We start from the raw sequence: 26,218 nt of genomic DNA on the forward strand, positions 1-26,218 counted from the left end.
CTCAGGCCTTGAAAGCCGCTTAACAGAAATGTCCAACTTTACGGGGTCACTTCATGTATGCTGGCTTTGAAATTCTTAATAAGTTTCTATTCGTTATTTCGCTTTAACTACTTATCGATTTATACCAATTTCATCTCTTGGATGATGTCCGAAGCAATCTCTGGCTTCGTGCTTGTTGGTTTCTCGTGTAGGTCGGCTTTCAATTGTCCCTTACGGTTACTTAGGCCCGCTTCAAGTTTCTTAAGTGCTGCAGCGATAGCTGGGTACATAACATCGTCTGTCGATTTTGCTGTTACTCGTACACCTTCGTAGTTGGTGAATACTTCAACCTGATGTTGACCGTGTTCTTTAGTAATGATGATGTCGCAACTGATCAGTGATGGGAAATGGTTAGATATCTTCTCGAATTTACCTTCGATGTCTTTGCGTGACTCGTCGTTAATTGATACATGATGTGTTTGAACATTTATTTTCATAAATCATACCTTTCCAATGACTGTGTCATTTAAACGTAGCAAACATCGCATAGATTAACCAACTGAGAATTAGCACATGTGTGATTGACTTCAGTGTTATCAAATATTCTCTTGTTACTCCCTTGAAAGTCCGATGAACTGAACGCATATTATGTTTCGTGTTTTAAAGACATGTTCAAAAAAACTCCATCCTTGATAATTTGCGCTAACCTACAGCGAATTCCCAGTGAATCTCTCTTTATCGGTTTTATAATTCCGAACTTGTCACTCCATTGATTTTCTTTCCAGCTCACTCACTTTTTCTTCTTTGATTAAAAACTCAGCTTAAGTTACTAATTTATAGACACTCAACTGCCCACTCCATATTGAAGTGAAACTCTCCTGCTGTGAGTTGAGACTCGGGTATGGTAATGCGTGCTCGAATATCGACTTCTTTATTGGATGCCAGTTGATCGACAGGAAATTCGACGCCCTGACGCCAATAATTAATGTCACCTTCATAGCGAACCGGCGTTTCGACTTTGAATCGCACAAGTTCTGAAATGCGAGACTCATCAATTGAGCCTAGATCAATATGTTGCAGTTTGAGCAACAATCGAGAATCTTTGCGATTGGACTCAAGCTTAAGCGTTATCGCTCGGCCATCGTATTCTCGGCCACTGAATTTAAGCCGTTTAAGCGTATTAAAACCATCAAAGCCATTAAGATTGATGCAGAAATGCTGGAGCTGTTAGGCAGTGAAGATGGCAACACGGCGATGATCAAAGTGAGCTGGGATGAGAAGGGAATGAAGGTCTATAAGGATGGCTACTTAGCGGATTATGAGTACGGGATTGCCCCTCATGAGATGCAAGAAAACTACGAATTAGCACCTAAGTAACTCGATTCGATTGCAGAAAAGCGCCTTACTTATTAGTGGGCGCTTTTCTTTTGCTCACCAAAGCATGACGAAACTCACACTTTTCTGACAATTAATGACTCGTTATGCTAGTATGCGCCGCTTGTCTTTGTAATTGATAAAAAACGCATTACCCAAACAGTCTTTTTCTGTTTATCTGCTTGTAATGACCTCATTCAGTTTGGCCTGACTTGGCCGAACATCTGCATTTTGCTCGGACGCAAAGAGAGTAGTTCTCACTACTTCACTATGTACATTTGAGAGCACCATCTATCAAAGGCCTTTTAGAAACAGCCTAGTTAGCGTGAACTATGTTCTGCGTGAAGGGTTTCGTTTTTCCAAAATCCCCCTGGCGCCAAGTATTGCTTGGTTGCTGACAAGTAAGGAGTCTATATGATGTCTACGGTATCTACATCCGTACCTACATCTCCAGCTGGTAATACAGCTTCGACAGAGAAAGAAGTAAACCATCCATTTCTTTCTTTGGTTATCATGGTGATCGTTGCTGCAATCGCAACTTACTTCATCCCTGCTGGTGAATTCGAGCGAGTGGTCATGAATGGCCGCACGGTTATCGACCCAGACAGCTACACACAATTGACCAGCAACCCAACAACATTAGCCTCTTTTTTCGAATCATTTTTTAAAGGCTTCAAATCCGCTTCTGGCGTGATGGGCGTTGTGGTATTTGTGGGTGGTGCTTTTGGCATTATCAAACACATGGGTTTGTTAGACGCATCCGTTGTTGCGCTCACCACTAAGCTAAAGAAGCAAGGCTTGTACGTGATTGCACCTGTGATCATGACGGCGATCTTCTTCAACGTTACCTTCACCGGTATGCGTGAACTTGATGTCATTTTCATCTCTTTGATGATCCCAATCTGTATCAAGCTTGGTTATGACGCGATTACGGCACTTGGTGTTGTTTTACTGGCAAGTTGTGCCGGTTTCGCCGCCGCTTTGGCTAATCCATTCTTTACGGGGATCGCACACACTATCGCTGAACTGCCTATGTATTCAGGCATGTGGTATCGCTTTATTGTTGGCATGTTCATGTTGCTAACGGGTGCGTGGTATGTGCTTAACTACGCGCGCAAAGTTAAGCAAGACCCGACCAAAGGTTTGTTGCACGGTACGGGTTATCACTACGAATCTAACGTTGAAGCGAAAACACTGACCACACGTGAAAAGCTTGCGGGCATCGCGTTCTTGGGCGTGTTCGCATACATGATCTTCGGCACGTTGACGATGGGTTTCGGCTTCACTGAGATTGCAGGTGCATTCGTGGCGATGGCGATCATTCCGGGTTTGGTGGCGGGTTTATCTCCGAACAAGATTTGTGAGTATTGGACTAAAGGTGTGAGCGACGTATTGGTGGCGGTATTGATCATCTTCTTTGCTCGTTCAGTGCTAACCATTATGGAAGACGCGAAGATTGTTGATTCTATTATCTTCTATCTTGCACAGATCATTTCTGGTAGCTCTAAACTTGTGGCAGCAGCAGGGATCTACTTCTCGCAGGCTGCGATCAACCTGTTCATTCCATCGGGCAGTGGCCAAGCGGTGATCACCATGCCAATCATTATTCCGTTGGCCGATATTGGTGAAGTGACTCGTCAAGTGGCGGCACTGGCTTCTCAATTGGGTGATGGTATTTCTAACTATATTTACCCAACCAATGGTGGCTTGTTGGCGGTATTGGCTATAGCAAAAGTACCTTACACCAAGTGGGTTCGTTTCTTCTTACCACTGTTCTTGTTCTGGTCGGTAGGCGCTTTGATTTCAGTTGTGATTGCTCAAATGATTGAACTAGGGCCTTTCTAAGGTTTCTTTTTAATCGAATACATGGACAGTTAAGCTTAACTGAAGCCGTGTGAGTAAATAAGAAGGCAGCGAATTCGCTGCCTTTTTTCGTTTAATAAGAAGCTACGTTAGAGGGAGTATCACTCTTCAAACTGATAAGAAGAGGGCACCACAATCACGCCTTGTTTTGATATGTGGAAGCGTTTCGCATCGGCAAGGCTATCAACACCGATCTGGGTTCCATCTGGCACCTTAACGTTCTTATCGATGATGCAGTTTTGTATGTGGCAATTTTTTCCAATCTCAACATCTTCAAACAGAATACTATCAATCACAATCGCGGCATTGCTGACTTTCACTTTCGGGAAGAAGATAGAGTTTTGCGCCGAGCCGCCTTCAATTACAACACCATTCGCTATCATCGAGTTGATGAATATTCCTTGGTTACCTTCAACCGAAGCAATGGTTCGCGCGGGTGGCAGCTGCGGTTCGTAAGTACGAATTGCCCAATCAGGTTGGTATAAATCGATAGGAGAGGCTGGCTTTAACAAGTCCATGTTGGACTGGTAATAAGAGTCGATAGTACCAACATCTCTCCAGTACGCATCTTGGGTCACTCGGCCTTCTTCATCCCCAAACTTGTATGCATAAACACTGTTGTTGCCGACCAATTTCGGAATGATGTCTTTACCAAAATCGTGGCTTGAGTTCGGATCTTCGGCGTCCGCCAGTAGCGCTTGTGTTAGTACTTCTTTATCAAAGACGTAAATGCCCATTGAAGCCATGCTTCGAGTTGGCCTACCAGGTACACATGCAGGGTAACGTGGCTTCTCGGTAAAGTTATTGATCTCTAGAGATTCGTCTATCTCCATCACACCAAACTCTTTGGCTTCGTCAATCGAAACCTCCATGCACGCCACAGTTAGGTCGGCCTCGTTCTTTTTGTGTTGTTTGAGCATTGGAGCGTAATCCATGCGATAGATATGGTCGCCGGATAACACCACCACATGCTTAGCTTCACTACGAGAAAGCAAATACAAGTTTTGATAAATCGCATCGGCAGTACCACTGTACCAGCTATCACCGGTTCGCATTTGTGGGGGAACATTGGTGATGTATTCGCCGAGCTCGGGGTTAAGCACCGACCAACCATCTCTCAAATGTTTTTGCAAAGAGTGAGACTTGTACTGAGTCAGCACCAAAATTTGGCGTAGCCCAGAGTGTAAGCAGTTCGCGAGAGTGAAATCGATGATTCGATATTTGCCACCAAAGGGTACCGCAGGTTTTGCACGGTTATCAGTGAGAGGGGAAAGCCGAGAGCCAACACCGCCGGCCAGAACGATTGTTAGAGTGTCTTGCATGATCAGAACCTCAATGTATTTATGATTATGAACATAGACTTGCAAGCACTAAGCCAAATGTAACTCATTGAATATTATACGAGGCGAGATTGATTCTTGTTGTTCTGCACCAAAATGATGCGTGCGAGATATTGGCTTGCTCTATTTTGATCCAAAAAAGATCCGAACAAAGTGAAGGGATTGAATTAACAAAATGACGCACGGAAAAGTTGCATTACAAAACTGTCAATAAAATGAAGGAATAAAGTGATCGGGTCGATATAAATTTACATAAATAATCACAACTTTTCACAAATTGATTTCCATCAATAAAGTAGGGTTATTCTATGCTACCTTGCACGCAAAATAAGAAATGATTACTCATTCACCAATAAAGATTAAGCCCCCAAAAGGAAATTATAATGAAAAAAACAGTATGTGGTATTGCGGTTATTGCGGCTCTTATGTCAACCAATGTTCTTGCTCATAAAGAAGGTGATTTCATCATCCGTGCAGGTGCAGCAATGGTATCTCCAAACGATAGCAGTGGTGATGTACTCGATACGTCTGGTTCAAAATTTGGTGTGGATTCAAACACTCAACTTGGTTTGACATTTGGCTATATGTTTACAGATAACATCAGTCTTGAAATTCTTGCAGCAACGCCATTCTCTCATACAATCTCTACAAATCATGGTGGCCTAGGCGATATCGCTGACACAAAACACCTACCACCTACGCTGATGGTGCAGTACTACTTCGGTGAAGCAAACAGCAAATTCCGTCCTTACGTAGGCGCGGGTATCAACTACACCGTATTTTTCGATGAAGAACTTAATGGTACGGGCAAAGACGCAGGCTTGAGCGACTTGTCTCTTGATGACTCTTGGGGCTTAGCTGCAAACATCGGTATGGACTACATGATCAATGAAGATTGGTTCTTGAACGCATCGGTTTGGTACGCAGATATCGACACTACAGCTAAATACAAAGCGGGTGGTGTTCAGTACTCAACAGACGTTGATATCGACCCGTGGGTATTCATGATCGGTGGTGGTTACAACTTCTAATCTCCCTATTCAGTTTACTAAAGGCGCTCAAGCATCAGCCAGCTTGGGCGCTTTTTTTTGCTTGCTTGTTAATGAAATACCTAATCCAGCTTATTGTCGCTATGGGTAAGGGAAACTCATTGTCGTCATTTATTGTTAATAAAAGGGAAAGATAAGTGTCATAACAGCCCTCTATGATCGCGATTCAAATTATGGAGGATATATGAATCGTAAATTTAATAAGCTGACATTATTACTGCCTATCGCGGTAAGTTCTGCTCTAGTAGGCTGTTCTCAACCAACATCACCAACGACTGCTACGCCATCTCAAACATCACTTGATGCTTTTAGCCTTCAATGCCAATCCATCGAGCAGCCAAGCGCTTCCAATGCTGAGGTAACCGGAATCAGCCTAGTTGGCCGTTCAATCGCCGACGCCCCGTTTGATACTTCTGCAGCCGAAATCGTCAGCTACGATTCATGTACCGACAAGCTTTATGTTGTGAACGCTCAAGCTCAGAAAGTTGATGTTTTATCAATGAACTCAGCTAGCGAACCAACATCTTCGGGTTCGATTGATCTTCAATCAGCGGCTGCAGCTTCTGGTATTGATATTGGTGCAGCGAACAGTGTGTCGACTCATCAAGGATTAGTTGCTGTCGCGATTGAAAATGCTGACAAGCAACAAAACGGCATCATTGCCCTTTATCGTTCAGACACGTTAGAGCTGATTACTACTTATACGGCTGGTGCATTACCGGACATGGTGAGCTTCTCGAAAGATGGTCGCTACATTGCCTCTGCAAATGAAGGTGAGCCGAATGCGGATTACAGCATTGATCCTGAAGGTTCAGTAACGCTGGTGGATTTAACCAATGGTCCTTTGCAAGCGACAGTCACTCAGATTGATTTCAAGGCATTCAATCAAGGTCAGCCTCGCCATGCAGAGCTAACCGACAAGGTTCGAATCTCTGCGCCGAATGCAACGGTTGCTCAAGATCTTGAACCGGAATACCTAACATTTGCGGATAACGGAAAACTCTACGTTGCCCTCCAAGAGAACAACGCGTTGGCAGCGATTGATGTGGCGAGTGCACATGTGGATGCGATTCTTGGACTAGGCGGAAAGCCTTGGGATAACGCTAAGCTAGATGCGTCAAACAAAGACAAAAATATCGGCAATCTGCAAAGCTACGCGATGTTAGAAGGCCTCTACATGCCAGATAGCATCACTAGCTACAGTGTTGATGGCAACACCTACATCGTGACTGCGAACGAAGGTGATGGTCGTGAATATGGCATCAAGACTACGCAAGAAATGTGTGATGAGAAAGGTTTTGAGTGGGACGGTGACGATTATCAAGGCACCGAAAACTACACCACAGAAAAAGACTTTTGTATCGCTTATGTCGATGAAGTACGCGGCAAGAAGTTAGATATTGACGCTAACCACCCATTAGATGGCGCATTGAAAGACAACAAGCAACTTGCACGTCTTAAAGTGATTAAGCCACAAGGGACACTCGCTGCTGACCAAAAGGTTCAAGCATTCGGCAGCCGCTCGTTCTCTATCTGGGATGAGTCAGGCGAGCTAGTGTTTGATAGCGGCGATGATTTTGCTCGAATCGTACTTGAGCAAGATCCTGCAAACTTCAACAGCACCAATGATAACAACCAAAGTGGTGACGATCGCAGCGATGATAAAGGGGTAGAACCTGAAGCTATCGAAGTGGCTGAGATCAACGGTAAGCACTATGCCTTTATCGGCCTTGAGCGCCAAGGTGGCATCATGGTTTACGACGTAACACAGCCTAAGAACGCAAGTTTCATCAGCTACTTGAACAACCGAGACTTCACACAATCAGTGTGCACTAAGGTTGATGAAGACGGTGATTGCGACAACGATACTTACAACTCGAAAGCGGGTGACCTAGGTCCAGAGTCAATTAAGTATTTCACTCGTTCTGGTAACCACTTTATTGCGGTTGGCAATGAAGTGAGTGGTAGCACGTCAGTTTACCGCGTTGAGTTCTAATCTCGCTTATTGCTAACAATTAAATTGAATCAAAACAAAAGCGCCACGACTTGTTAAGTCGTGGCGTTTTTTTAGTTCATAGCTTATTTCATCGCTGATTTAGTCGCGATAGCAAAGGCCTATGGCTGTTGCTTAGTTGGTGCTAGAGCAATCTCACGGATACATACGTTCTGTGGTTGTTGGTAAGCGAATGATACAGCGCGAGCAATATCGTCAGCTGCCAATACACCGCCCATGTCTTCTTTCCAAGAATCGTAACCGTCTTTGATCTCTTGAGATGTAGTGTGAGACAGAAGCTCAGTCTCAACAGCACCCGGTGCGATAGTAGTAACACGAACATTTGAAGCTGCTACTTCTTCACGAACGTTCTCAGAGATAGCGTGTACCGCGAACTTAGTACCACAGTAAGCAGCGTGGCTTGGGAATGTTTTCTTACCCGCGATAGAGCTGATGTTGATGATAGTACCCGTGTTGCGTTCCATCATCGGAGCAAGTACAGATTGCATGCCGTTTAGAAGACCAATTACGTTCACGTCGAACATTGTCTTCCACTCTTGTGCGTCTTGAGTATCAATTTGACCAAGAAGCATTGCACCAGCATTGTTGATAAGTGCATCTACAGGGCCAAACTTCTCTTCACCTTGTGCGATTGCTGCATCAAAAGACGCTTTGTCTGTTACGTCTACTTTTACTGACAGTGAGTTTGGTAGATTCAGCGCTTCAAGGCGATCAACACGACGAGCTAAAAGTAGCAGAGGGTGACCTTCATCGCTTAGACGACGAGCGATTGCTTCACCAATACCAGAGCTTGCACCTGTAATTACGATTAGTTTTTTCATTTTATTTCCTCTGTACTTTTATTGCGTCGGTTGGCTACGACGGGTTGTTTAAGTGCATTCGAATCAAGTGCTTGTTGCCTTGCTTCGTTGCGATGGAGGTATATTAAGGAAAATAGAATTGTTGATATATAGCGCTTTACTTGAAACACTGTTGCTGTGGTGCAACAATAAAAGTGTCTATCTCATAACCTCACTAGTAAGCTGGCGGCCATGCTCAATCAAATTAACCTGTCTGATATTCGTTCTTTCGTGCTGATCGCTCGTTTAGGTAATTTCACCAAAGCGGCGGAGGAGTTGGATGTGTCTCGTTCCCACGTATCACGCCAAGTGAGCAGCCTAGAAAAGCAGATGGGTGTGACACTGTTTATCCGCACCACTCGAACCTTAAGGTTGACTCACGCAGGGCAAGATCTGTACGCGAGATGTGAACAAGCCTTAGATAATATAGACCAAGCCTTGATTGCTGCTGTGGATGACGTCGAAGAAGTACGTGGCGACATAAAAGTAAACTGTGTTGGCGGTTATCTGGGCGAGGTGATCATCGCGGATCTGGTCAATGAGTTCATGCAACTCTACCCAGACATCAGCATCAGCCTTGATTTCAGTAGTAACCGAGTCGACTTGATTGAAGACGCGTTCGATATCGCATTTCGTATGGGAAGCCTTGAAGATGCGGGCTTTATCGCGAGAAAGCTTTTGGACATCGAGATGGGAACGCTCGCAAGCCCTGAATATTTTGCTCGCAAAGGAAAGCCAAACCATCCTAAAGATCTCATTCACCATGACTGCTTAACGGGGTCTGTGCGTAAGTGGAGCTTTCAAGCTTTGGATGACACCAAGAAAACAGTCGATGTTCATGTCACGGGTAGGCTGCAATGTAAGAATGGGCGAGTGTTGGTGCAAGGTGCGAAGTCGGGTAACGGGATTATTCGAGTTCCCACCATCTATTGTTTACAAGAACTCAATGATGGACAACTAGAGCAGGTGTTTGATGAGTGGGTAGTACCTAAAGTGGACTTTTCAGCGATCTACCACCGAGACCGCTATCAACCAAGCCGGATTCGAACCTTTATTGATTTTGTGAAAAGTCGCTTTGAACAAATGCCGGTGAGCTAAGTGGGTTTGCTGTTTCTGCTATTCGTTTGACCGGTTTGGGCTACATTTCGTCGATTTCGTTTTGTAGGCTTTCCAGTTGATCTAGAATCAGTAAGAACTTTTCACCAAAGGGTGTCACTTGGTATTCAACTCTTGGTGGCAGTTCGTTGAACATCTGCTTATCTAAAATCCCGAACTCCACATTTCGCTTCAAACATTCATTCAATACCTTGGTTGATAACCCTTCGACCGAACGCACCATTTCACCAGGGCGATTGATGCCATTTGCCAGTAATTGGTAAACCGTTAGTGACCATTTACAGCCGTAGATGGTTTCAACCATACGAGCGGAACGCTCTGGTGCTGATTTTCTTGAAAAAAAGTTTTCCTGATTTTTCATAAAGATGTACCAATAAGTACCTACCTAACCGATTTGTACTTACTATTCATAGTGTTAGTTCAAAGCCTAAGATTACCACGTTCACATGACTTAGGAGATAACAAAATGAACTTCACTAAAAATGGTATTGCAGTCGTAATTGGTGGCACAAGCGGCATGGGCTTTGAAACAGCGAAGCAGTTAGTCGCTCAAAACATCCATGTGTTGGTGGTCGGCAATAACCCAACTAAGTTAGATAAAGCGGTGTCAGAGCTGCAATCGCTCGGTCATGCTTCAGGCTGGCAAGCTAACCTTTATGATGATGCAAGTGTGTCTCGTCTTATTACGCATTTAGAGTCGCTCGAAGAAGGTATTGGTTACCTTGTGAATGCGGCTGGTTACTTCAACCCTAAAGCGTTTATTGAACACCAAGAATCTGATTACGAGCAATACATGCAGCTCAATAAAGCAACCTTCTTCATCACTCAAGCTGTCAGCAAGTTGATGATCAAAAACGGTGGCGGAAACGTGGTAAATGTAGGCTCTATGTGGGCCAAACAAGCTATTAGAGCGACACCATCCTCTGCGTATTCAATGGCAAAAGCTGGCTTGCACGCTTTAACACAGCACATGGCGATGGAGCTTGCGGACTACAACATTCGCGTGAATGCGGTTTCTCCTGCTGTTGTTAAAACGCCGATTTACGAATCTTTCATCAAACCTGAAGAAGTGGATCAAGCGCTAGAAGGCTTCAACGCGTTCCATCCTATTGGTCGAGTAGGTTTGCCGAAAGACATCGCTAATAGCATCTCTTTCCTACTGTCAGACAGTGCAGATTGGGTAACGGGTGCAATCTGGGATGTTGATGGCGGTGTGATTGCTGGTCGTAATTAATTAGGCTTCTTTTTAGGTGGCTGTCGCGTAGGCAAAATAGCAGCGAGATGGCCTCCTTGATGAGTATTCGCGTAGAATAGAAACTAGAAAGACAACAATAATAATTAAAACAATATTTAGAGTAAGGTCGTCATTATGCTCAACATGGACTTTTCAAAGAGACTGGTTATAGAAACCGAACCACTAGATTGGGTCGCGAGCCCTGCAAAAGGGGTATGGCGTAAGCCACTTGAAAGAGAAGAGAAAGAATCGGGCCACACGACTAGTGTGGTGAAGTACGATCCTGACTCTTCGTTTTCTGAGCACCCACATCCGCAAGGTGAAGAGATCTTCGTATTAGAGGGTGTGTTCTCTGATGAAACCGGAGATTTCCCTGCTGGCACTTATATCCGTAATCCGCCGGGCAGCGCGCATTCCCCATCCAGCAAAAATGGCTGTACGATCTTGGTTAAGCTCAACCAGTTTGATGCGAGAGACTTAACTCAAGTTCGCATCAATACGCTAGAAACGGAATGGTTACCTGGTATTGGTGGCTTACAAGTGATGCCGCTGCATGAGTTCGAACACGAGCATGTCGCGTTAGTGAAGTGGCCAGTTGGCGAACGTTTTCAGCCACATCGTCACTTTGGCGGTGAAGAGATATTTGTACTTTCTGGCACCTTTAAAGACGAACATGGTGAGTATCCAAAACACACATGGATGCGCAGCCCGCATATGAGCGAGCATTTCCCTTATGTGGAAGAAGAGACCGTTATCCTAGTGAAAACGGGTCATTTGCCATTGGATTAAAGGAATGCTCAATATAAAGATGAGAAAGCCGCATTGTTTTGAACAAGCGGCTTTTTTAGTTTTTATATATGAGCTGACTAGTAAGCGACACCAATACGTTGGCGTGGGAACTTGCCAGCTTCTAGTTCATCAATCATCGCGATAGCGTAGTCGCTGACGGATATTTTGCTGTTGCCATCTTCGTCAGTGAGCAGTTGATCACCACCTGTGCGGTAGGTTGATAGCTTATCGCCCGGGAAGATTTCCGCAGCAGGGCTCACGAATGTCCAGTTAACCTTGTCATTAGATTGTTTGAACACTTCAAGGGCTTCTCCTTGTGCTAGCGCTTCGTTTTTGTAGTCCGCAGGGAAGTCAGGAACGGTAACTAACGGTACGTTTGGCGCCACTTCTAATGAGCCTGCACCTCCCACCCAAAGTAGACGTTCGATGCCAATGCTTGGCAATGTATCAAGCAACTTAGCTGCTGTGTTTTTTACGATGTCGTGGTTGCCTAGAGCGCGTCCACCAATCGAAGCAATTACCGCATCAACGCTTGAGAAAGCGGTCGCTAGACTTGCCGCTTCATCTTGTAAATCAAATGAACGAACTTCAACATCGCTAATTTCTACGCGGCTTGCATCTCTTACAACAGCAACGACTTCGTGTCCGCGATCTTGAGCTTCTTGAGCGATGTGACTACCAATCCAACCTGATGCACCTAATACTGCAATTTTCATAATGTCTCTCCAATTATCTAATTTATTGAGTCTGTTTCTCGACAGCCATTGCAGTCTAATAGCTCACTAGGTTGCGATAAATATCATAAAATGATGTAGATTGTATCTATGTAGCTAGCTAATAGGTTTTATTCAGTGGATAAGGGAAAGTGTGATGGATAGGTTGACGGCAATGCGTAGCTTTGTCGAAGTTGCGAATTGTGCCAGCTTCACCCAAGCAGCTGAGCATTTGGACATGAGTCGGTTGCAGGTTTCACGTCATGTTCAAGAGATAGAAGGGTGGCTGAAGCAGAGGCTATTACATAGGACGACTCGAAAGGTGAGCTTAACCGCGGCAGGGGAAATCGCTCTGCAGCGCTGTGAGAAGATCCTCCATGAGACCGCTGAGCTAGAAGTTACTTCACTCAATCAAACCGATGATCTTTCTGGAACCATTCGAATTGCAGCTCCGATTGGTTTAACTCAGCACATGTTGTTGGATGTGGTCGAACAGTTCACCGAGCGCCACCCTAATATCACGGTCGAACTGTTTGCCTCAGACCGCTTTACTCAGCTGGTGGATGAGAGGATCGATATTGCACTTCGTTATACCGATCAACCTGATGATAGTTTGATTGCACGAAAGCTAATGGTTATTGATTCAGTGGTGTGTGCCTCGCAAGCCTACTTAGACAAACATGGTGAACCTGAAACGGTCGAGGCGCTTCGACAACACAATTGTTTTCGTCACTTGAATGTTTCTAAGTGGGATTTTGTTAAGGACAATCAACACTATTCAGTTGAGGTGTCTGGCACTATCAAGGCTAATGATGTTGGAGTGCTAACTCGCGCCGCACAGCACGGGAAAGGGGTAGTTCGTTTACCTTGTGACTTAGCCAACCCACTGATTGCGAATGGCAAATTGATACGAATATTGGATGAGTTTGTTTCACCGAGTAGTGTGCTGTGGGCGGTGTATTTGTCTCGTAGTTATCAGCTGCCGGTTGTTCGTCAGTTCATTGATTTTGCCGCAGAAGCTTGGTCTAGCGATATCAAATCTGGCGATGTTTGAAACTTCATAGGCAATGATACATAGCGATAGAATTTTAAAAGCTCATAAATACAAAAATCCGATATCAATGGTGATATCGGATTTGAACTCAATAATTCAGAGTTCCAGCACGCTCTCCTCTCACGAAGTCTTTACATGTAATGATGTACGGATAATCGGGTATTTATTACCTTTTCGTTTACGTCTGGTAAAGGCTGATACAAGCTTCTCGTAATATCGGATAATACTTGGTCGTAAACTTGCGACACGACGCTAGAGATATCACTGGTTAATTCGTACATGCTATCTGCCGGTTGGGTCGCTTCGTTACTTGATGCGATCTCTGAGAGTGCATGCATCGCTCGCGTACAAACCGGTGACCCACTACTAAGAGGGCAGATAATCGATAACTGGTTGAGTTTTCTGTGTGTCTGAGAGGCGTAGAATTTGAATCTCGCGTACTCCTCAGGCTTCTCCATATCAGGTATGCACATGCGTAACTTGGTCAGGATCTCCATGCAGTCTAAGATCTGTTGCCAATTCATGTGATACTCACGGCTCATGTCTTCTCGCTCAGACTGAATAAGCCAGATGATCATCACTTCATCCATTAAGAACATGCTGTGACGTATCGTTTTGCCATGAATCGATTGGTTACGCACCAAGCTACGGTTTTGCCAGTCGCTGTGCATGGCGATGAGCTTGAGGTGATAGATGCGATACATAGGGCGGCTATCAAACGACACATGGGACTGAAGCAGTTCAGATACTTCAAGTATGTTGTCGTAAATCTCGTTCACTTTGCGAATCGAGTCGCTAGACAACTTATAAGCTAGAGCATAGTGCGTTGCCGCGCGATGTTTGCGTGATAACAACAATAATTCTCTAAGCAGAACTAAGGTTTCAAACCTGTGTGATAGCGCTGTTTGTCTCTTCCTTGAGAAATGAAACAGGGCCGCAAGTACTAATAGGGATAAACCCACTGAAATAACTACAAACATATTCAACTCCTAATATTTGTATACCTACTTAGTGGTAGTGCAGACACCGTGCCAAAATAAATAAGTGTTATATTTCAGTTGCTTATGATTTCCCTGTAATTATGGATGATCAATGATGGTGCATGACTTCACCATTCTAGTGAATGTTTCTCATATTTTGCAGGATTTTTTGAGAGGTTAGTCGTGGGCGATGAGATGGAACTTAGATTTCAGTGTAGGAAATGAAGAAGGCCTCACCCTTTATATACTTTTAACTAGAAAAAGCAGTAAGAGTGAGACCTTTCAATGTTCATTTCTGAGTTTCGTTAGCTTAAGAGCTAAGCGTTTAGCACTAAACGTTACGCAAGCTTAAGGTCGAACTCAGTGCGGTACATAACCATATCTTCAATGGTCAGTACTGGCATGTTGTGAAGTTTGCCGAAAGCAACGATCTCTGGCGCTTTTGCCATTGTGCCGTCTGGGTTGGTTACTTCACATAGTACGCCTGCCGATTGAAGACCAGCCATTTGCATAAGATCCACAGTACCTTCTGTGTGGCCGCGGCGAGCAAGTACGCCACCTTTACGAGCACGTAATGGGAATACGTGGCCAGGGCGAGCAAGGTCAGTAGGCTTAGCTGTTGGGTTTGCAGCTGTCTTGATCGTTGTTACACGGTCAGCGGCAGAAACACCTGTTGTTACGCCAACTTTTGCTTCGATAGTGACGGTGAACGCAGTTTGGTTTGCGCTGTTGTTATCAACAACCATAGGTGGAAGTTCAAGTTGGTTTGCTTGCTCGTCGGTTAGACATAGGCACACAATTCCACTGCATTCGCGGATCATAAGCGCCATTTGAGCATTGGTTAGGTGTTCTACTGAGTAGATGATGTCGCCTTCGTTCTCACGATCTTCATCGTCAAGTAGAAGTACGCCACGACCTTCGCGTAGAGCTTGCAGTGCATTTTCAACGCGAGTGATTGGTTCGCCAAATTCGGCAAGTAGTGAAGACTGATTCATGGTTAAACTCCTAAAATATCACCAGAATCAGGGCTGTATGAGGGATCTCAACCGAGCACAACAAAGCCTACTCATTACAAGTAAACTTTAGCTCATTATGGTTTTATCCAAAACGAAATGCACCCGCCTAAGTTGGAGGTACGAACCCAACTCACGCGGGTACGCCTTTCCAACTTAAACGAGTGTGTTTTCATTCTCTCTCATCCGGACTATAACCGTCGGCTCTGGCATCTCACCAGATCTGCTGACCTCGACGAATCGAGCGCTCGCGGGCTTATCTTTAGATTTTGCTAAGGACATACCGCCGGTGGGGAATTTCGCCCCGCCCTGAGAATAAAAATTAATAATCTGTTTTGCTTTTGAAAGCAGACCAGATGGTAATCCTTTCAATAGTGGATTTAAAGGACTGACAGCAAAGTTTTTAAGATTCTGGCCTTATAATCCGGTAAGTGTTCACTTTATCAGCAGAACGCGTCCGGTAGTCTATTAATGGGATGATGCCTTTGTCTCGTCTGGTTTCAGTGGTTTTTGCTATCTCTATGAACATAAATGGATGTTGAACATTATTGGTGCTGGCGTGGCTGTTCACCGAATCAATACTCAAGAGGTCCATTAATCGAATATTGTTACACCATGACGGCTGACTGACCGTTTTGACATAAAATTGATATTGACGATGCTAAGCTGCGATAGCATCCGACCACTTTATCTAAAAGATCTTAGCCATGACTTCTCTGTTCTCTAACAAATCCAAAGGCTTATTACTGCTCGTTCTAAGTTTGTATTCCCTCATACCCTTTTTGATCTTTGGATCTGACTTCGACCTTGGAAGTGCTGTTTTGCCTTTCTATGGCGCCTTCATAACGTTTGTGACTTACTCTGCGGGCAATCAAGGGTTCTTGGTAACACTAGCGATTTTGTCTTTAGTATTGTTCACGATGAAGTTTTCCAAAGCGAAGTTAGTCAGTCTTTGTCTGCAGCTCGGCTTGTTGTTGGTGCTTAGCTTTGCAGCGAAAACCTTCTTAAAGCATTCCACTGAGAGCCCTCGTCCTTATTCTGAGTATTTGGTGACGCAGGAAGTGGTTGATATGCCGGAAGTGTTTTACGAATTACCATTGGTTGAAAAGAATGCTGCGATTGAGTCTGTACAAGATAAGGTGAGCGAGTGGCGAACGCGTCACTGGTTGGGTGAAACTGACTACTCTTTCCCATCTGGACATATGATTTTCGTCGGTGTGTGTTTGGCGTTCTTTGGTGGTCTTCTCCTAGAGGCGAAACGCTTTTATCTAGTCGGCGGTTTACTGGTTTGGGCTGGTGGTGTCGCCTATAGCCGTGTTTGGCTTGGCATGCATCGACCAGAAGACTTAGCCGGATCTATTGCCTTTGCGGGTTTGATCTATTTATTGGTGCCGCTTATCTCAGAGCAAAAAATAGAACGCTATTTACCTGCATTTTTGAAACAGACTTCTTAGGGATCCGTCCTCACTGCAAAAGAAGGGCTCAGATTAGCAGTACGTAATAAACGCTACTGATTGAGCCCTAGCTCTGCTTGCTTCTTTTTGGTTAGACCTAAGGACACAATTCGGTGTGACTCAATGAGATAGTATCTCAGCTCCTCATCCCTTTGTGGCGTGCTTTCAAACAGCTGAATCCATTTCATACCGCGTGAAGCAAAGTAGGGTGCGGGTTTATAGCCCGGCTCTTCTTTGAGAAAGTCGAAATTCTGATCGGACGCCTTGAAGATAAACGCAGGCTCATCTTTCGGTCCCCAACCACCAATCGCAAACACCTTGCCACCCACTTTCCAAACGTGCGAGTTATTCCACTGCATCACATAACTGGTTGCAGGCAGTGACTCGCAGAATGCGTTGAATTCGTCGTAAGTCATAGAGCGTCCTTTTAACTATTGGGTGTTTGTGTTGGTTTTCTAAGATGTCTTTCTTCTTCTTGTCTTTATCGCCAATAACTAGCCAGCTAAACCCTGCCAGATTGCCGTAAAGCCACTGAGAGAACATAGCAGTAATGAACCAATGCGTATCTTCTCTTTAGGGATTCTTTGTGTCGTCATTAACGCCACTTTGTAACCCAACCAAGCAGCAGGCAGCAAAGGTATAGTGATGATCAAGTGGTGTAGCGTGAAGAAGCCAATTGGGATCTGTACAACCAACGAAATGATCGAACTAAACACGAAAAACGCAGAAAGGTTACCACGAAGCTGATTGGCATCTTGGTGTTGGAGTAGCAGTGCCATCGGTGGACCACCAATACCAGAACTGGTGCCAAAGAACCCAGAGAAGAACCCCGCAATACCCATCTTAGTTGGGGTTGGTTCGAGTCTAAAGGGCAGTAGGCTAACAATCACGGCAAATACTACCAATAAGCCCAACCATAGTGATAACACGCTCGTTGAAACCATCACCAACAAAGCACCACCTGCCAGTGACCCAGGAATACGGCCCAGCAATGCGATTTTTAATCCGCCAATAGAGATATTTGCTCTATGTTTAAAAGCGTTGAATAACGAGATAAACAGACCGATCAAACAGATAGGCGCAGGCACATAATCTGGAGAGACCAAAAACAGCAGTGGGGCTGCAACAATGGCCAAACCAAAGCCGATTGCGGTTTGCACAAACGAGCCGACAAAAATGAGTGTCATTGCGATAAGGACAGTCTGATCTATGTATTCCATAAGCCTGCGGATTAGTTTTAAAGGAGCGGGTGGATACTATAAATGAAAACTAAAATAATAGTCTTATTATTCAGTGAGCTTTATGCCAGTTTCGCTAGTTATAATTTCTACTATAACGACCAACAAAAAAGCGAGTGAGTATCTCAGGATGCTTCCTTTCAATACTCACTCGCTTTATTGGAACGACTTGTTTACGCTAGTGGGGGAGTCAGCATAAAACGTTAAGCCATTGCCAATTTCAGTCGCTCAATGGGCTTGTCATTGATTGGTAAATGGATAAGTGCTGCTGCAAATGCCAGCACCACCGTTGACCACCAGATTGGCTCGTAAGAACCGTAGTAATCGTAAATACGACCACCCACCCAAGCGCCTAAGAAGCTACCCACTTGGTGAGTAAAGAATACCAAGCCGTACAACGTTGATAGGTAACGGGCACCGAAGATCTGACGAACTAAGCCAGACGTTAGCGGAACTGTACCCAACCAACAGAATCCAATGGCCGCACCGAAGATAGCCGCGGTTGATTCAGTCACAGGCAGAGTCACAAACGCACCGATAACCACAGTACGCACTAAGTACAGTGCAGACATAACGTGGCGTTTGCTGAACTTGTCGCCCATTACACCCCAGAAGTAAGACCCAAAGATGTTGAAGATGCCAACGTAAGCCAGTGCCATCGCAGCGCTGCTCGCGGGTAGGTCTTTATCTGCTAAATAGCTCGGTAAGTGCGTTGCGATAAACATTACGTGGAAACCGCACACGAAGAAGCCCGCGTGAATCAACCAGTAACCTTTGTGAGCAAACGCTTCAGACAACGCTTCTTTGAGTGTTTGGTTCTCTTCAGCTTGCGCTTGTTTGTTTGAGGCTGCTTTAGGCGCTCGCATGAACAGCGCAAAAGAGATCATCAAACAACACAGTACGCCAAACACTTGCATCGCACTCTGCCAGTCAAATTCATTCAGCATGTATTGTGCGCCCGGAATTACCGCGAACATACCAAATGAACCTGCAGCCGTGGTTAAGCCAAACGCCTTAGCCGCGTGCTCTGCTGGTACAACTTTCGCTACTGCGCCAAGCACGATCACGTAACTTGTCGCACTCAAGCCAAGACCAACCAGTGCGCCTAACGAAACGTAAAGCATGCTCGATTCGGTAGAAATTGAGGTAAGAAGTAAACCCAAACCGTAAGCACATGCGCCAGCAATAATGATGCGTCTTGCTCCCCATTTGTCAGCGGCCATACCAACAAAAGGTTGGAACACACCGAACAATAAGTTTTGTAGAGCAATAGAGAAGCTGAAAAACTCTCGACCCGTGCCGAAATGCTCTGAAATTGGCATCATGAAAATGCCGAATGATTGTCTGATCCCTAGACTGATAATAAGTGTGCCTATCCCTAGCCATACCAGTAAAGGAAAACGGAAAATGCTCATTCTAATACTCTTAAATTAATGGTGGTGATGTGAGTGGTCTTGCGCTGACATGTGTTGGTCAGTCATCTCATGGTGATGTTCGTGCCCAGAATGATCATGCCCTGACTGCTGGTGGCAACCACTGCTTACGGCATGCTGAGCCAAGAGATCAATCAATGGCTGACTGTGATGCACAATAACCAAACTAATGACGAGGAATAACGTCATTCTGGCAAGTTGGGCAAAAAGAGATTGTGAAAACATACGGTGTTGACATGCGCTCAATGTTGTAAGAAGTCGCGCATCATAGTGATGAGTCGGGTATGTATCAAATGACCATTTGTGATGTAGTCTATGCGTTTTATGCATAGATTGTCGCTTGATTGGAATTGGTATAAAACGCGCTCAATAAATAAGAAAACTTGAAGCTCGTTAGTTAATAGAAACAAGTATCTAATTAAGAATGAAAGTCTAAATTAAGGCTTATAACTAGCTGTTTAATTTAAAGTTTCACAAAGCTGTAAAAACTAATATACAAACTAATCACTAAGCAACATTGCTCGTTCACTCGACTTATCTGTCAAACATCGTAAATTTGGGCATAAATCGTTTCAAGACTACTGAAACGCGATGTTAAAAGATTCAGGGAGAGTCATTCACATGGATAAAGATCATAATCTTCGCGAAAACTTACTGGCACTGATCTTAGGTAGCGCATTGGTTTCACTCGGCGTTATCTTTTTCAACCAAGTCGGTTTGCTCACCGGGGGCACGGCTGGTCTAGCGATCTTCATTACCAAAGTAACAGATTTGAGCTTTGGCCAAGTATTCTTCGCACTTAACTTACCTTTCTATATTTTGTCGGTTGCTCGTATGGGCTGGCGCTTCACAATCAATACGTTTATCGCGGTTTCGATTGTTTCGTTCGCCGTGGATCACTTGTATCACGTGATTCAAATTGCCGAAATTCATGCATTGTATGCAGCTTTACTTGGTGGTGGCTTGATTGGTACCGGCATGCTGGTGATTTTCCGTCACAAGATGAGCTTAGGTGGCTTCAACATTCTGGCGTTGTTCTTACAAGAACGTTTTGGAATTCGAGCAGGTAAGGTTCAGATGGCATTAGACTGCACGATTGTTGTGCTTTCTCTGTTCATTGTTGATGTGTCATTGGTTCTTCTGTCTGTGTTTGGTGCGATAGTCACCAACTTGATTCTAGCAATGAATCATAAACCGGGGCGCTATCAACCTGTGGTAAAAGCGGAAGCAGCATAGTTCGGTTCGCTCAAGCTCTAGATTTGCTTAAGTAAAGAGTGATTTGCAGATTATGAAAACAACAAAGCCAGCATTAATTGCTGGCTTTGTTCTATTGAAATAACGGATTCGATGTAACGATTAACACTTGCCGCAGCTGGCGTTCGGCTTAAGCTCGCAATCAATCACATTGCCTTGTTGATCAAGGGACAAGTTACAACACTCTTCAAACAGGTTCTTAAGATCAGCACGGCTTTTTTGCACGCGGGATTTAACCGTTGAATAGCTGACGTTCTGCGCTTCTGCGATCTCTTTTTGGCTTTGGCCTTTGATGTCGACCGCAAGCAGTAGCGATGAACTTTGTTCTGGCAATGCCTGAATAAAAGGTTCAATACACAATGAAAGTTTCTGCTTAAATTCAGAGTCGTGGTCTAAATCGGTAAACCACAGATCTTCAGCATCAATTTGGCTATCACGTTGTTGGCGTGCATGCTTACGGTAGAAGTCGATAATGGTGTTGTTGGCTAACTGGAACAGCCAAGCCTTAACACTGCTAGCATCTTGTACCTTATCTAAGTTCTGATAGGTCTTAATCAAGATATCTTGGAGCAAGTCGTCTACATCCGCAGAGTTGTTGACCTTTGAATGCAGGAATGACTTTAATGCTTGCTGATACTCGGCCCAGACTTGTTCGAGCTTCAAAGGTGCATTAGTTGCACTGTTCATTTACGCAACATTCGTCTTGTAAGAAATCAATCACACCTTCTAGGCACTCATACTCCGCCACGCAGAATAGAGTTCTTCCTTCTCGTCTTTGGCTGATTAGGCCCGCAGACGCCAAGCTTGATATGTGGTGAGACAAGGTAGAACCGGGAATGCCTAGCTCTTCTTGTAGGCCGCCAACTGCAATGCCTTGGTAGCCAGCTTTAACGACACTCTTATAAATGGTTAGGCGAATAGGGTGCCCCAACTCTTTAAGTGCTTTCGCAACGACTTCTAAGTTCATATTAACTCCTCAAGATTTAATTTCGATGTTAGTCGAAATGTATGTCGAATTCAAATTTAAAAACGGTGTCTGTGTAAGTTATTGAAAAACTGTGTTTTAGAAAATCATTTCGATTTTTATCGAAATAATGCTTGTTCTGGAGCTGTTTATTTCTATAATTCGAGAATATTCGAAATTAAGGGTTGGTTACTTTTCTCATAGAGCCCGACCTTCAATCCAGTTTGGAGTTAATTATGAGCAATGAAATGTTAACAATGCTGAAAGACGCACTTGATATGTTCGCTTTCTTAGCAGTAGAGCTAATTATCCTTTTCTTAGCGATCAGCTACATTGTTGGGATTCTTCAAGAGTTCCTTACACCAGAAAAGATTCAATCTATCCTGAGCTCACGTAATGGTAAGGGTTATGTAGTAGCAGCACTACTGGGTGCAATTACACCTTTCTGTTCATGTTCGACCATTCCTTTCTTAAAAGGATTGCTGCGTGCAAGAGCGGGTTTCGGTCCAATGATGGTGTTCCTATTTGGTAGCCCACTATTGAACCCAGTGATCATTGGTTTGTTTGTGATTACCTTCGGTTGGCAAGTTGCTGTGTTCTACTTCCTTGTAGCAATGACGGTGTCTGTAGTGGCTGGTTACGCACTTGAGAAGCTTGGCTTTGAGCGTTACGTAAAACCTGAAGCGTATGAATCAACAGGTTCAGTTTCAAGCTGTGGCACTAGCTGTGGTGACTCTGCTCCTAAGAAAGCAGCACCGGTTAAAGCAGAATCTTCATGTGGTACAAGTGCATGTGGCGAACCCGCACCCGTAATGGCGAAAGAGACATCTTGCTGCGATTCTAAAAAAGAAGAGCCACAAGTAACGGTTTCATGCTGTTCAGCGGATGGAAGCGCAACAGCTGAAATCGTAGAGAAGAAAGAATCTAGCCGTTGGATGAGAATTTGGTTCTCAACTTGGAAAGATTTTAAACAAGTTTTCCCTTACCTAATGATGGGTATCGCGATTGGTTCATTCATCTACGGCTTCATTCCTACAGACCTTATTGCACAGTACGCTGGTGAAGGTATGTGGTATGCGATTCCAGTAGCAGCCGTGATTGGTATTCCACTGTATATTCGTGCTGAAGCGGTAATCCCACTAAGTGCAGCTCTAGTACAGAAAGGCATGGCGCTGGGTTCAGTTATGGCATTGATCATTGGTAGTGCAGGTGCAAGTTTGACGGAAGTTATCCTGCTTAAATCAATCTTCAAGAACCAAATGATTGCAGCATTCCTATTCGTTATCCTAAGCATGGCGATGGGTGCAGGCTTCCTATACAGCTTCATCTTTGGTTAATCAGGTCTGATTTCGAGATAACACCATTGATACAAAGAGATAGATAATAAAAAAGAGCTCACATAGTTGAGCTCTTTTTGTGTTTAACAAACCATGCATATCAGACTGGGTTTGGCAGCGCAGCCGAAGTTCCGTATGCAGCGAAAGCATTGGTGGCTAACACATCACAGTGATGACGATTAATGGCATCGCCGTAATTGTTAGTGATTCCGGGGAACTGAAAGCGATACATCGGAATCCCATAACGACGCTCCCTCTGCTGACCGATTCGATCTTTACTTGTCCATAACAGTCGGTTCTTTGCCGTGTAAGTCATGCCGTGCATTTTATTGAAGTGCTCTTCATTACTGCGCATTTGCTCGTATAACTCGATGATGCGCTGCCTAGAAAAGTTCAACGTCGAGTTCGCCTTAAGTTGCGTTCCCCAACCCATTAATACCTTTTCCATGAAATCACGAGTCACTAGCCCAGGACCAGTAAGTAAACCCGCACCTTTACTTCCGCCAGAGGTATTCGCGTTCCCTACCAAAGTGCCGTGTCGGCCTGGCATGTAGGTTGTGTAATATTTAGTGGATGGGGACAAGCGTGGCATTCTCGCTTTGAAAGCCAATGAACGTTCGTCTTCAGCAAAAACACACACGATCTGTTTGACGTTTTTGCCCAGTAATTTGTAATCCTTGAATGCGTTCATCCCACCGGGAACGGGGTCGCACGCAAAAATGTTGACTGGAATATGGCTTAGCTTGGTGTCTTTGAGCATTCGGTTCGCCAATTCAAAGCAACTGACACCACCTCGACTCCAACCTACGATGTTAACTTGGCTAATCGGTTTAGTTTGGCGTTCAATCGCTATGTTCTGTTGGCGAGCAGCGATACCTTGTTTTAGATCGGCTGCCAGTGCTTGTGAGTCTTTCAACCAATCCTGATATTTTTGGTTGGTTGCGAAAGGCCAAGCTGATTTTTCTGGGCGAGATTCACTAAGCAGTCCTTTTGCTCTCTTCATGTAGTTATTCTTATCTTGTTGGCTTCCGCGCAAGATATTCAGTACATGACGCATGTTGCTGTCGATGCCTTTGCCTAGCAATGTTCCCTTAACTCCAGAATACGTGTCGTCCTTACCTTGCTTCAACCATTCGTTCTGATTCCCACTGCCAACGCCATCCACTTGAATGTAGTCAATCATGTCTCTGCCCGTTGCATTCTTCGCTAGCGTCGAAATCAATTCGCCAGAAACATAGTTTTTGTGGTTGTTGTCTTCTGAGTTTGAGCCTGTACCACAGAAGAATACGGTTAATACGCTCATCCTTTGCCTTTAACACGATTAATTAAGATTGGAATCAGTATAGAAGTGATATGAGAAATTTATAAGATTGAATGAGTTAGAGAGAGGCATTGCTCCGAAAGTTGATGTAATTAGTCTGAAAAAAGTATCGCTATCCAATTTTTGGAGTGCTGTATATCTATAATTTTAAAATTATCATTAATATCTATGTTTCCGTGTTGTTAATGCAATGGTGTCAGTATTTTATATTATTGGTTAATAATTGGACTGTTTTTACATCGATATCTAGTATTTGTATAAGGCCGACCAATCCAATAGCATTCATTAATATTCAGAATGTTACGTTTATTTGACGGTGGAAGTGTCAAAAGTATGGAGTTAATGAATGAGAGATAAATTAAAAATTTACTGTCTTGGGACCCCAATCGTTGATGCGGAAGATCGATTTGATATCGCACAAGTAAGTGATATTGAGCAACTGCCAGAGTTGTTAGGTGGTGTAGTTTTTCTAAACACGGAAGCCAGTGTACAAGATGATTTATTAAGTCAACTTCACCGTTGCAGAAAGTTTTGGTCTTGGAAGATTTATGTATTTGAAACTAGCGCATTATCAGTTTGTTTATCTGATGGAGTTTTAAATCAAGATACTATTGAGGAAGAACTGACCCAACATAGTAGAACGTTGAACAGTGTTTCTGCATCGACGGATGCTTTAGACCCTTTAATTGGATGGTTAGGGTTGGAGCAAGATCGACGACTAGTCCCTCATCACTCCCTGACTCTGAAATCGATATATTCTTACCCTTTAGTCGACTTATATTATCCAGAGTTAAGTTCTACATATCGTTTTGTTTTGTCAGAAACCAAGCGTGATACGTTTGAATATGATGAGTTGATCAATCGAATCCGTGTATGTTCTGACTGCGCTAGTGCTCATTTGAATTACATCGAAGTGTGCCCTTCATGTAAAGACATTGATATTACCGAGCGTGTCTCATTACATTGTTTCACCTGTGGTCATGTAGCCGAACAAGGACAATTTAAACGTAACCATAAACTGGAATGCCCTAAATGTTTAACTCAACTTCGTCATATCGGTGTGGATTATGACCGCCCGTTAGAGACTCATTCATGTAACGTTTGTTCTCATTCCTTTTCTGAAGCTGAGACTTTGGCTGTTTGTTTTAGTTGTGACGCCAAGAATGATGTTTCTCAGTTGGTTGTCAGGAAAATCTATTCATTAAAATTAGGTGTGCAGGGCGAGTATATATTCCGTCACGGCGTCAAATTATCTGCTCCACAGCTGACACTACGCGGCAAAGTAGACAGCGGGTATTTTTCAAACCTCCTTGATTGGGTCAATCGTATCGCTATCCGTCATCAAGAAGAGCATCTTCTCCTAGGTCTGCATCTTCCTGATTTAGCTCAATATGTATCTAAGAATGGAGATGCGAAAATGTTTGCTTTGATCGAGCAAATTACTGAGCGCCTTAACGGTTTGTTTAGAGACTCAGATATTTGTTGTCAATACAAAAGTGATGTTCTTTTCGTATTTATGCCTAAAGCTAAGATGGAACATATCAATGTTCTGCGTGAAAAAATAGAAGCCCTTTGTCTACTTATTGAAGACGATGATTTTACATTGAATGTGTTTGCTTGGAGCCTTCCTGACCCCATGGTTAAAGAGGACGTAGGGGCGTGGTTAGAGAGTAAAGTCGGCGAAATTTATGCTGTCGAATAGCCTCAATCTTCAACAATATTTTTGGGGGATGTTACTCGAAAATGCAGAGCTATGGCTCATGCTGTTTCCCATGATGGTTATTGTTGAATTGCCACTTTTTTTAGGCTTTGTTGCGTAATTCAATGGAACTAAATCAAGAACCTACGATCTGATCAGCT

General features: G+C 44.0%; 26 protein-coding genes, 1 pseudogene and 1 riboswitch. Of the genes and pseudogenes, 13 read left to right on the forward strand and 14 right to left on the reverse strand.

Annotated elements, in window-relative coordinates:
* Nucleotides 1-119: 119 nt before the first annotated feature.
* Together hpf and AB6E78_RS20360 are read right to left on the reverse strand one after the other, a co-directional pair.
* Nucleotides 120-476 carry a ribosome hibernation-promoting factor, HPF/YfiA family gene (hpf, locus tag AB6E78_RS20355; RefSeq protein ID WP_017061680.1) on the reverse strand — a complete coding sequence of 119 codons (357 nt, stop codon included), beginning with the start codon at nt 474-476 and terminating at the stop codon, nt 120-122.
* Nucleotides 477-813: 337 nt separating this feature from the next.
* On the reverse strand, nt 814-1,071 hold the full coding sequence (locus AB6E78_RS20360; RefSeq protein ID WP_229648214.1) for a hypothetical protein: 258 nt from the start codon (nt 1,069-1,071) through the stop codon (nt 814-816).
* A gap of 57 nt (nt 1,072-1,128) precedes the next feature.
* Between AB6E78_RS20360 and AB6E78_RS20365 the strand changes: the two are divergent.
* Both AB6E78_RS20365 and AB6E78_RS20370 read left to right on the forward strand, forming a co-directional pair.
* Nucleotides 1,129-1,356 (forward strand): annotated as a pseudogene (locus AB6E78_RS20365) (hypothetical protein); the annotation flags it as partial.
* Between the two features lie 411 nt (nt 1,357-1,767).
* Complete coding sequence (locus AB6E78_RS20370) at nt 1,768-3,198, forward strand: YfcC family protein (RefSeq protein WP_372126902.1); 1,431 nt, start codon at nt 1,768-1,770, stop codon at nt 3,196-3,198.
* Between the two features lie 119 nt (nt 3,199-3,317).
* Here AB6E78_RS20370 and glgC read toward each other — a convergent pair whose 3' ends face one another.
* The gene (gene glgC / locus AB6E78_RS20375) at nt 3,318-4,538 is read right to left on the reverse strand and encodes a glucose-1-phosphate adenylyltransferase (protein WP_050651372.1); all 1,221 of its coding nucleotides are present in this window, start codon (nt 4,536-4,538) and stop codon (nt 3,318-3,320) included.
* 401 nt (nt 4,539-4,939) lie between these two features.
* On the opposite strand from glgC, the gene ompW reads away from it, so the two are divergent.
* The gene (gene ompW, locus AB6E78_RS20380; protein WP_050052809.1) at nt 4,940-5,587 is read left to right on the forward strand and encodes an outer membrane protein OmpW; all 648 of its coding nucleotides are present in this window, start codon (nt 4,940-4,942) and stop codon (nt 5,585-5,587) included.
* A gap of 202 nt (nt 5,588-5,789) precedes the next feature.
* On the forward strand, nt 5,790-7,601 hold the full coding sequence (locus AB6E78_RS20385) for a choice-of-anchor I family protein (protein WP_372134121.1): 1,812 nt from the start codon (nt 5,790-5,792) through the stop codon (nt 7,599-7,601).
* A 119-nt stretch (nt 7,602-7,720) separates the two neighbouring features.
* Here AB6E78_RS20385 and AB6E78_RS20390 read toward each other — a convergent pair whose 3' ends face one another.
* Nucleotides 7,721-8,440 carry an SDR family oxidoreductase gene (locus AB6E78_RS20390; protein ID WP_004733012.1) on the reverse strand — a complete coding sequence of 240 codons (720 nt, stop codon included), beginning with the start codon at nt 8,438-8,440 and terminating at the stop codon, nt 7,721-7,723.
* Between the two features lie 210 nt (nt 8,441-8,650).
* On the opposite strand from AB6E78_RS20390, the gene AB6E78_RS20395 reads away from it, so the two are divergent.
* A complete protein-coding gene (locus AB6E78_RS20395; protein WP_137371631.1) occupies nt 8,651-9,556 on the forward strand; it encodes a LysR family transcriptional regulator in 906 nt (301 codons plus the stop codon).
* 40 nt (nt 9,557-9,596) lie between these two features.
* Here the strand turns inward: AB6E78_RS20395 and AB6E78_RS20400 are convergent, their stop codons facing one another.
* Entirely contained in the window at nt 9,597-9,935 is a 339-nt protein-coding gene (locus AB6E78_RS20400; RefSeq protein ID WP_004741127.1) for a helix-turn-helix domain-containing protein, read from the reverse strand.
* A gap of 105 nt (nt 9,936-10,040) precedes the next feature.
* Between AB6E78_RS20400 and AB6E78_RS20405 the strand changes: the two genes are divergently transcribed.
* Entirely contained in the window at nt 10,041-10,808 is a 768-nt protein-coding gene (locus AB6E78_RS20405) for an SDR family NAD(P)-dependent oxidoreductase (protein WP_065584096.1), read from the forward strand.
* 135 nt (nt 10,809-10,943) lie between these two features.
* Nucleotides 10,944-11,597: a cupin domain-containing protein gene (locus AB6E78_RS20410; RefSeq protein ID WP_372111290.1), complete on the forward strand. Its 654-nt coding sequence runs from the start codon at nt 10,944-10,946 to the stop codon at nt 11,595-11,597.
* Between the two features lie 77 nt (nt 11,598-11,674).
* Here AB6E78_RS20410 and AB6E78_RS20415 read toward each other — a convergent pair whose 3' ends face one another.
* On the reverse strand, nt 11,675-12,313 hold the full coding sequence (locus AB6E78_RS20415) for an NAD(P)-dependent oxidoreductase (RefSeq protein WP_372111288.1): 639 nt from the start codon (nt 12,311-12,313) through the stop codon (nt 11,675-11,677).
* A gap of 154 nt (nt 12,314-12,467) precedes the next feature.
* On the opposite strand from AB6E78_RS20415, the gene AB6E78_RS20420 reads away from it, so the two are divergent.
* Nucleotides 12,468-13,364 carry a LysR family transcriptional regulator gene (locus AB6E78_RS20420; RefSeq protein ID WP_017069812.1) on the forward strand — a complete coding sequence of 299 codons (897 nt, stop codon included), beginning with the start codon at nt 12,468-12,470 and terminating at the stop codon, nt 13,362-13,364.
* A gap of 131 nt (nt 13,365-13,495) precedes the next feature.
* On the opposite strand, the gene AB6E78_RS20425 is transcribed toward AB6E78_RS20420, so the two are convergent.
* Nucleotides 13,496-14,344 carry a hypothetical protein gene (locus tag AB6E78_RS20425; RefSeq protein WP_017064918.1) on the reverse strand — a complete coding sequence of 283 codons (849 nt, stop codon included), beginning with the start codon at nt 14,342-14,344 and terminating at the stop codon, nt 13,496-13,498.
* A gap of 338 nt (nt 14,345-14,682) precedes the next feature.
* Entirely contained in the window at nt 14,683-15,339 is a 657-nt protein-coding gene (gene ribB, locus AB6E78_RS20430) for a 3,4-dihydroxy-2-butanone-4-phosphate synthase (protein ID WP_017054827.1), read from the reverse strand.
* A 188-nt stretch (nt 15,340-15,527) separates the two neighbouring features.
* Nucleotides 15,528-15,678, reverse strand: a riboswitch (FMN riboswitch).
* 386 nt (nt 15,679-16,064) lie between these two features.
* On the opposite strand from ribB, the gene AB6E78_RS20435 reads away from it, so the two are divergent.
* The gene (locus AB6E78_RS20435; RefSeq protein ID WP_017064917.1) at nt 16,065-16,811 is read left to right on the forward strand and encodes a phosphatase PAP2 family protein; all 747 of its coding nucleotides are present in this window, start codon (nt 16,065-16,067) and stop codon (nt 16,809-16,811) included.
* 53 nt (nt 16,812-16,864) lie between these two features.
* Here the strand turns inward: AB6E78_RS20435 and AB6E78_RS20440 are convergent, their stop codons facing one another.
* From AB6E78_RS20440 to AB6E78_RS20450, 3 genes are all read right to left on the reverse strand, one after another.
* Nucleotides 16,865-17,227, reverse strand: a complete 363-nt coding sequence (locus tag AB6E78_RS20440) for an MmcQ/YjbR family DNA-binding protein (protein WP_017061695.1) — start codon at nt 17,225-17,227, stop codon at nt 16,865-16,867.
* A 78-nt stretch (nt 17,228-17,305) separates the two neighbouring features.
* The gene (locus AB6E78_RS20445; protein ID WP_372134122.1) at nt 17,306-18,031 is read right to left on the reverse strand and encodes a sulfite exporter TauE/SafE family protein; all 726 of its coding nucleotides are present in this window, start codon (nt 18,029-18,031) and stop codon (nt 17,306-17,308) included.
* A 221-nt stretch (nt 18,032-18,252) separates the two neighbouring features.
* Entirely contained in the window at nt 18,253-19,464 is a 1,212-nt protein-coding gene (locus AB6E78_RS20450; RefSeq protein WP_017061697.1) for an MFS transporter, read from the reverse strand.
* A 29-nt stretch (nt 19,465-19,493) separates the two neighbouring features.
* Here AB6E78_RS20450 and AB6E78_RS20455 point away from each other — a divergent pair, with 29 nt between their 5' ends.
* Together AB6E78_RS20455 and AB6E78_RS20460 are read left to right on the forward strand one after the other, a co-directional pair.
* Nucleotides 19,494-19,643: a hypothetical protein gene (locus AB6E78_RS20455; RefSeq protein WP_017061698.1), complete on the forward strand. Its 150-nt coding sequence runs from the start codon at nt 19,494-19,496 to the stop codon at nt 19,641-19,643.
* 460 nt (nt 19,644-20,103) lie between these two features.
* Nucleotides 20,104-20,718, forward strand: a complete 615-nt coding sequence (locus tag AB6E78_RS20460; protein ID WP_372134123.1) for a YitT family protein — start codon at nt 20,104-20,106, stop codon at nt 20,716-20,718.
* 120 nt (nt 20,719-20,838) lie between these two features.
* On the opposite strand, the gene sigZ is transcribed toward AB6E78_RS20460, so the two are convergent.
* Nucleotides 20,839-21,423 carry an RNA polymerase sigma factor SigZ gene (gene sigZ, locus AB6E78_RS20465; RefSeq protein ID WP_017061700.1) on the reverse strand — a complete coding sequence of 195 codons (585 nt, stop codon included), beginning with the start codon at nt 21,421-21,423 and terminating at the stop codon, nt 20,839-20,841.
* Nucleotides 21,407-21,703 (reverse strand): helix-turn-helix transcriptional regulator, encoded by a 297-nt coding sequence (locus tag AB6E78_RS20470; RefSeq protein ID WP_004733042.1) that lies wholly within the window; start codon nt 21,701-21,703, stop codon nt 21,407-21,409. The genes sigZ and AB6E78_RS20470 overlap by 17 nt, the downstream gene beginning before the upstream one ends.
* Nucleotides 21,704-21,936: 233 nt before the next feature.
* On the opposite strand from AB6E78_RS20470, the gene AB6E78_RS20475 reads away from it, so the two are divergent.
* The gene (locus AB6E78_RS20475; protein WP_372134124.1) at nt 21,937-23,037 is read left to right on the forward strand and encodes a permease; all 1,101 of its coding nucleotides are present in this window, start codon (nt 21,937-21,939) and stop codon (nt 23,035-23,037) included.
* Nucleotides 23,038-23,137: 100 nt separating this feature from the next.
* Here AB6E78_RS20475 and AB6E78_RS20480 read toward each other — a convergent pair whose 3' ends face one another.
* Nucleotides 23,138-24,340 carry a hypothetical protein gene (locus AB6E78_RS20480; protein WP_372134125.1) on the reverse strand — a complete coding sequence of 401 codons (1,203 nt, stop codon included), beginning with the start codon at nt 24,338-24,340 and terminating at the stop codon, nt 23,138-23,140.
* A 364-nt stretch (nt 24,341-24,704) separates the two neighbouring features.
* Here AB6E78_RS20480 and AB6E78_RS20485 point away from each other — a divergent pair, with 364 nt between their 5' ends.
* Entirely contained in the window at nt 24,705-26,060 is a 1,356-nt protein-coding gene (locus AB6E78_RS20485) for a diguanylate cyclase (protein ID WP_372134126.1), read from the forward strand.
* The last annotated feature ends 158 nt before the right edge of the window (nt 26,061-26,218 follow it).

The organism is Vibrio sp. 10N.247.310.98, from assembly GCF_041467395.1.
In the GTDB taxonomy this organism is placed as follows: domain Bacteria; phylum Pseudomonadota; class Gammaproteobacteria; order Enterobacterales; family Vibrionaceae; genus Vibrio; species Vibrio crassostreae_C.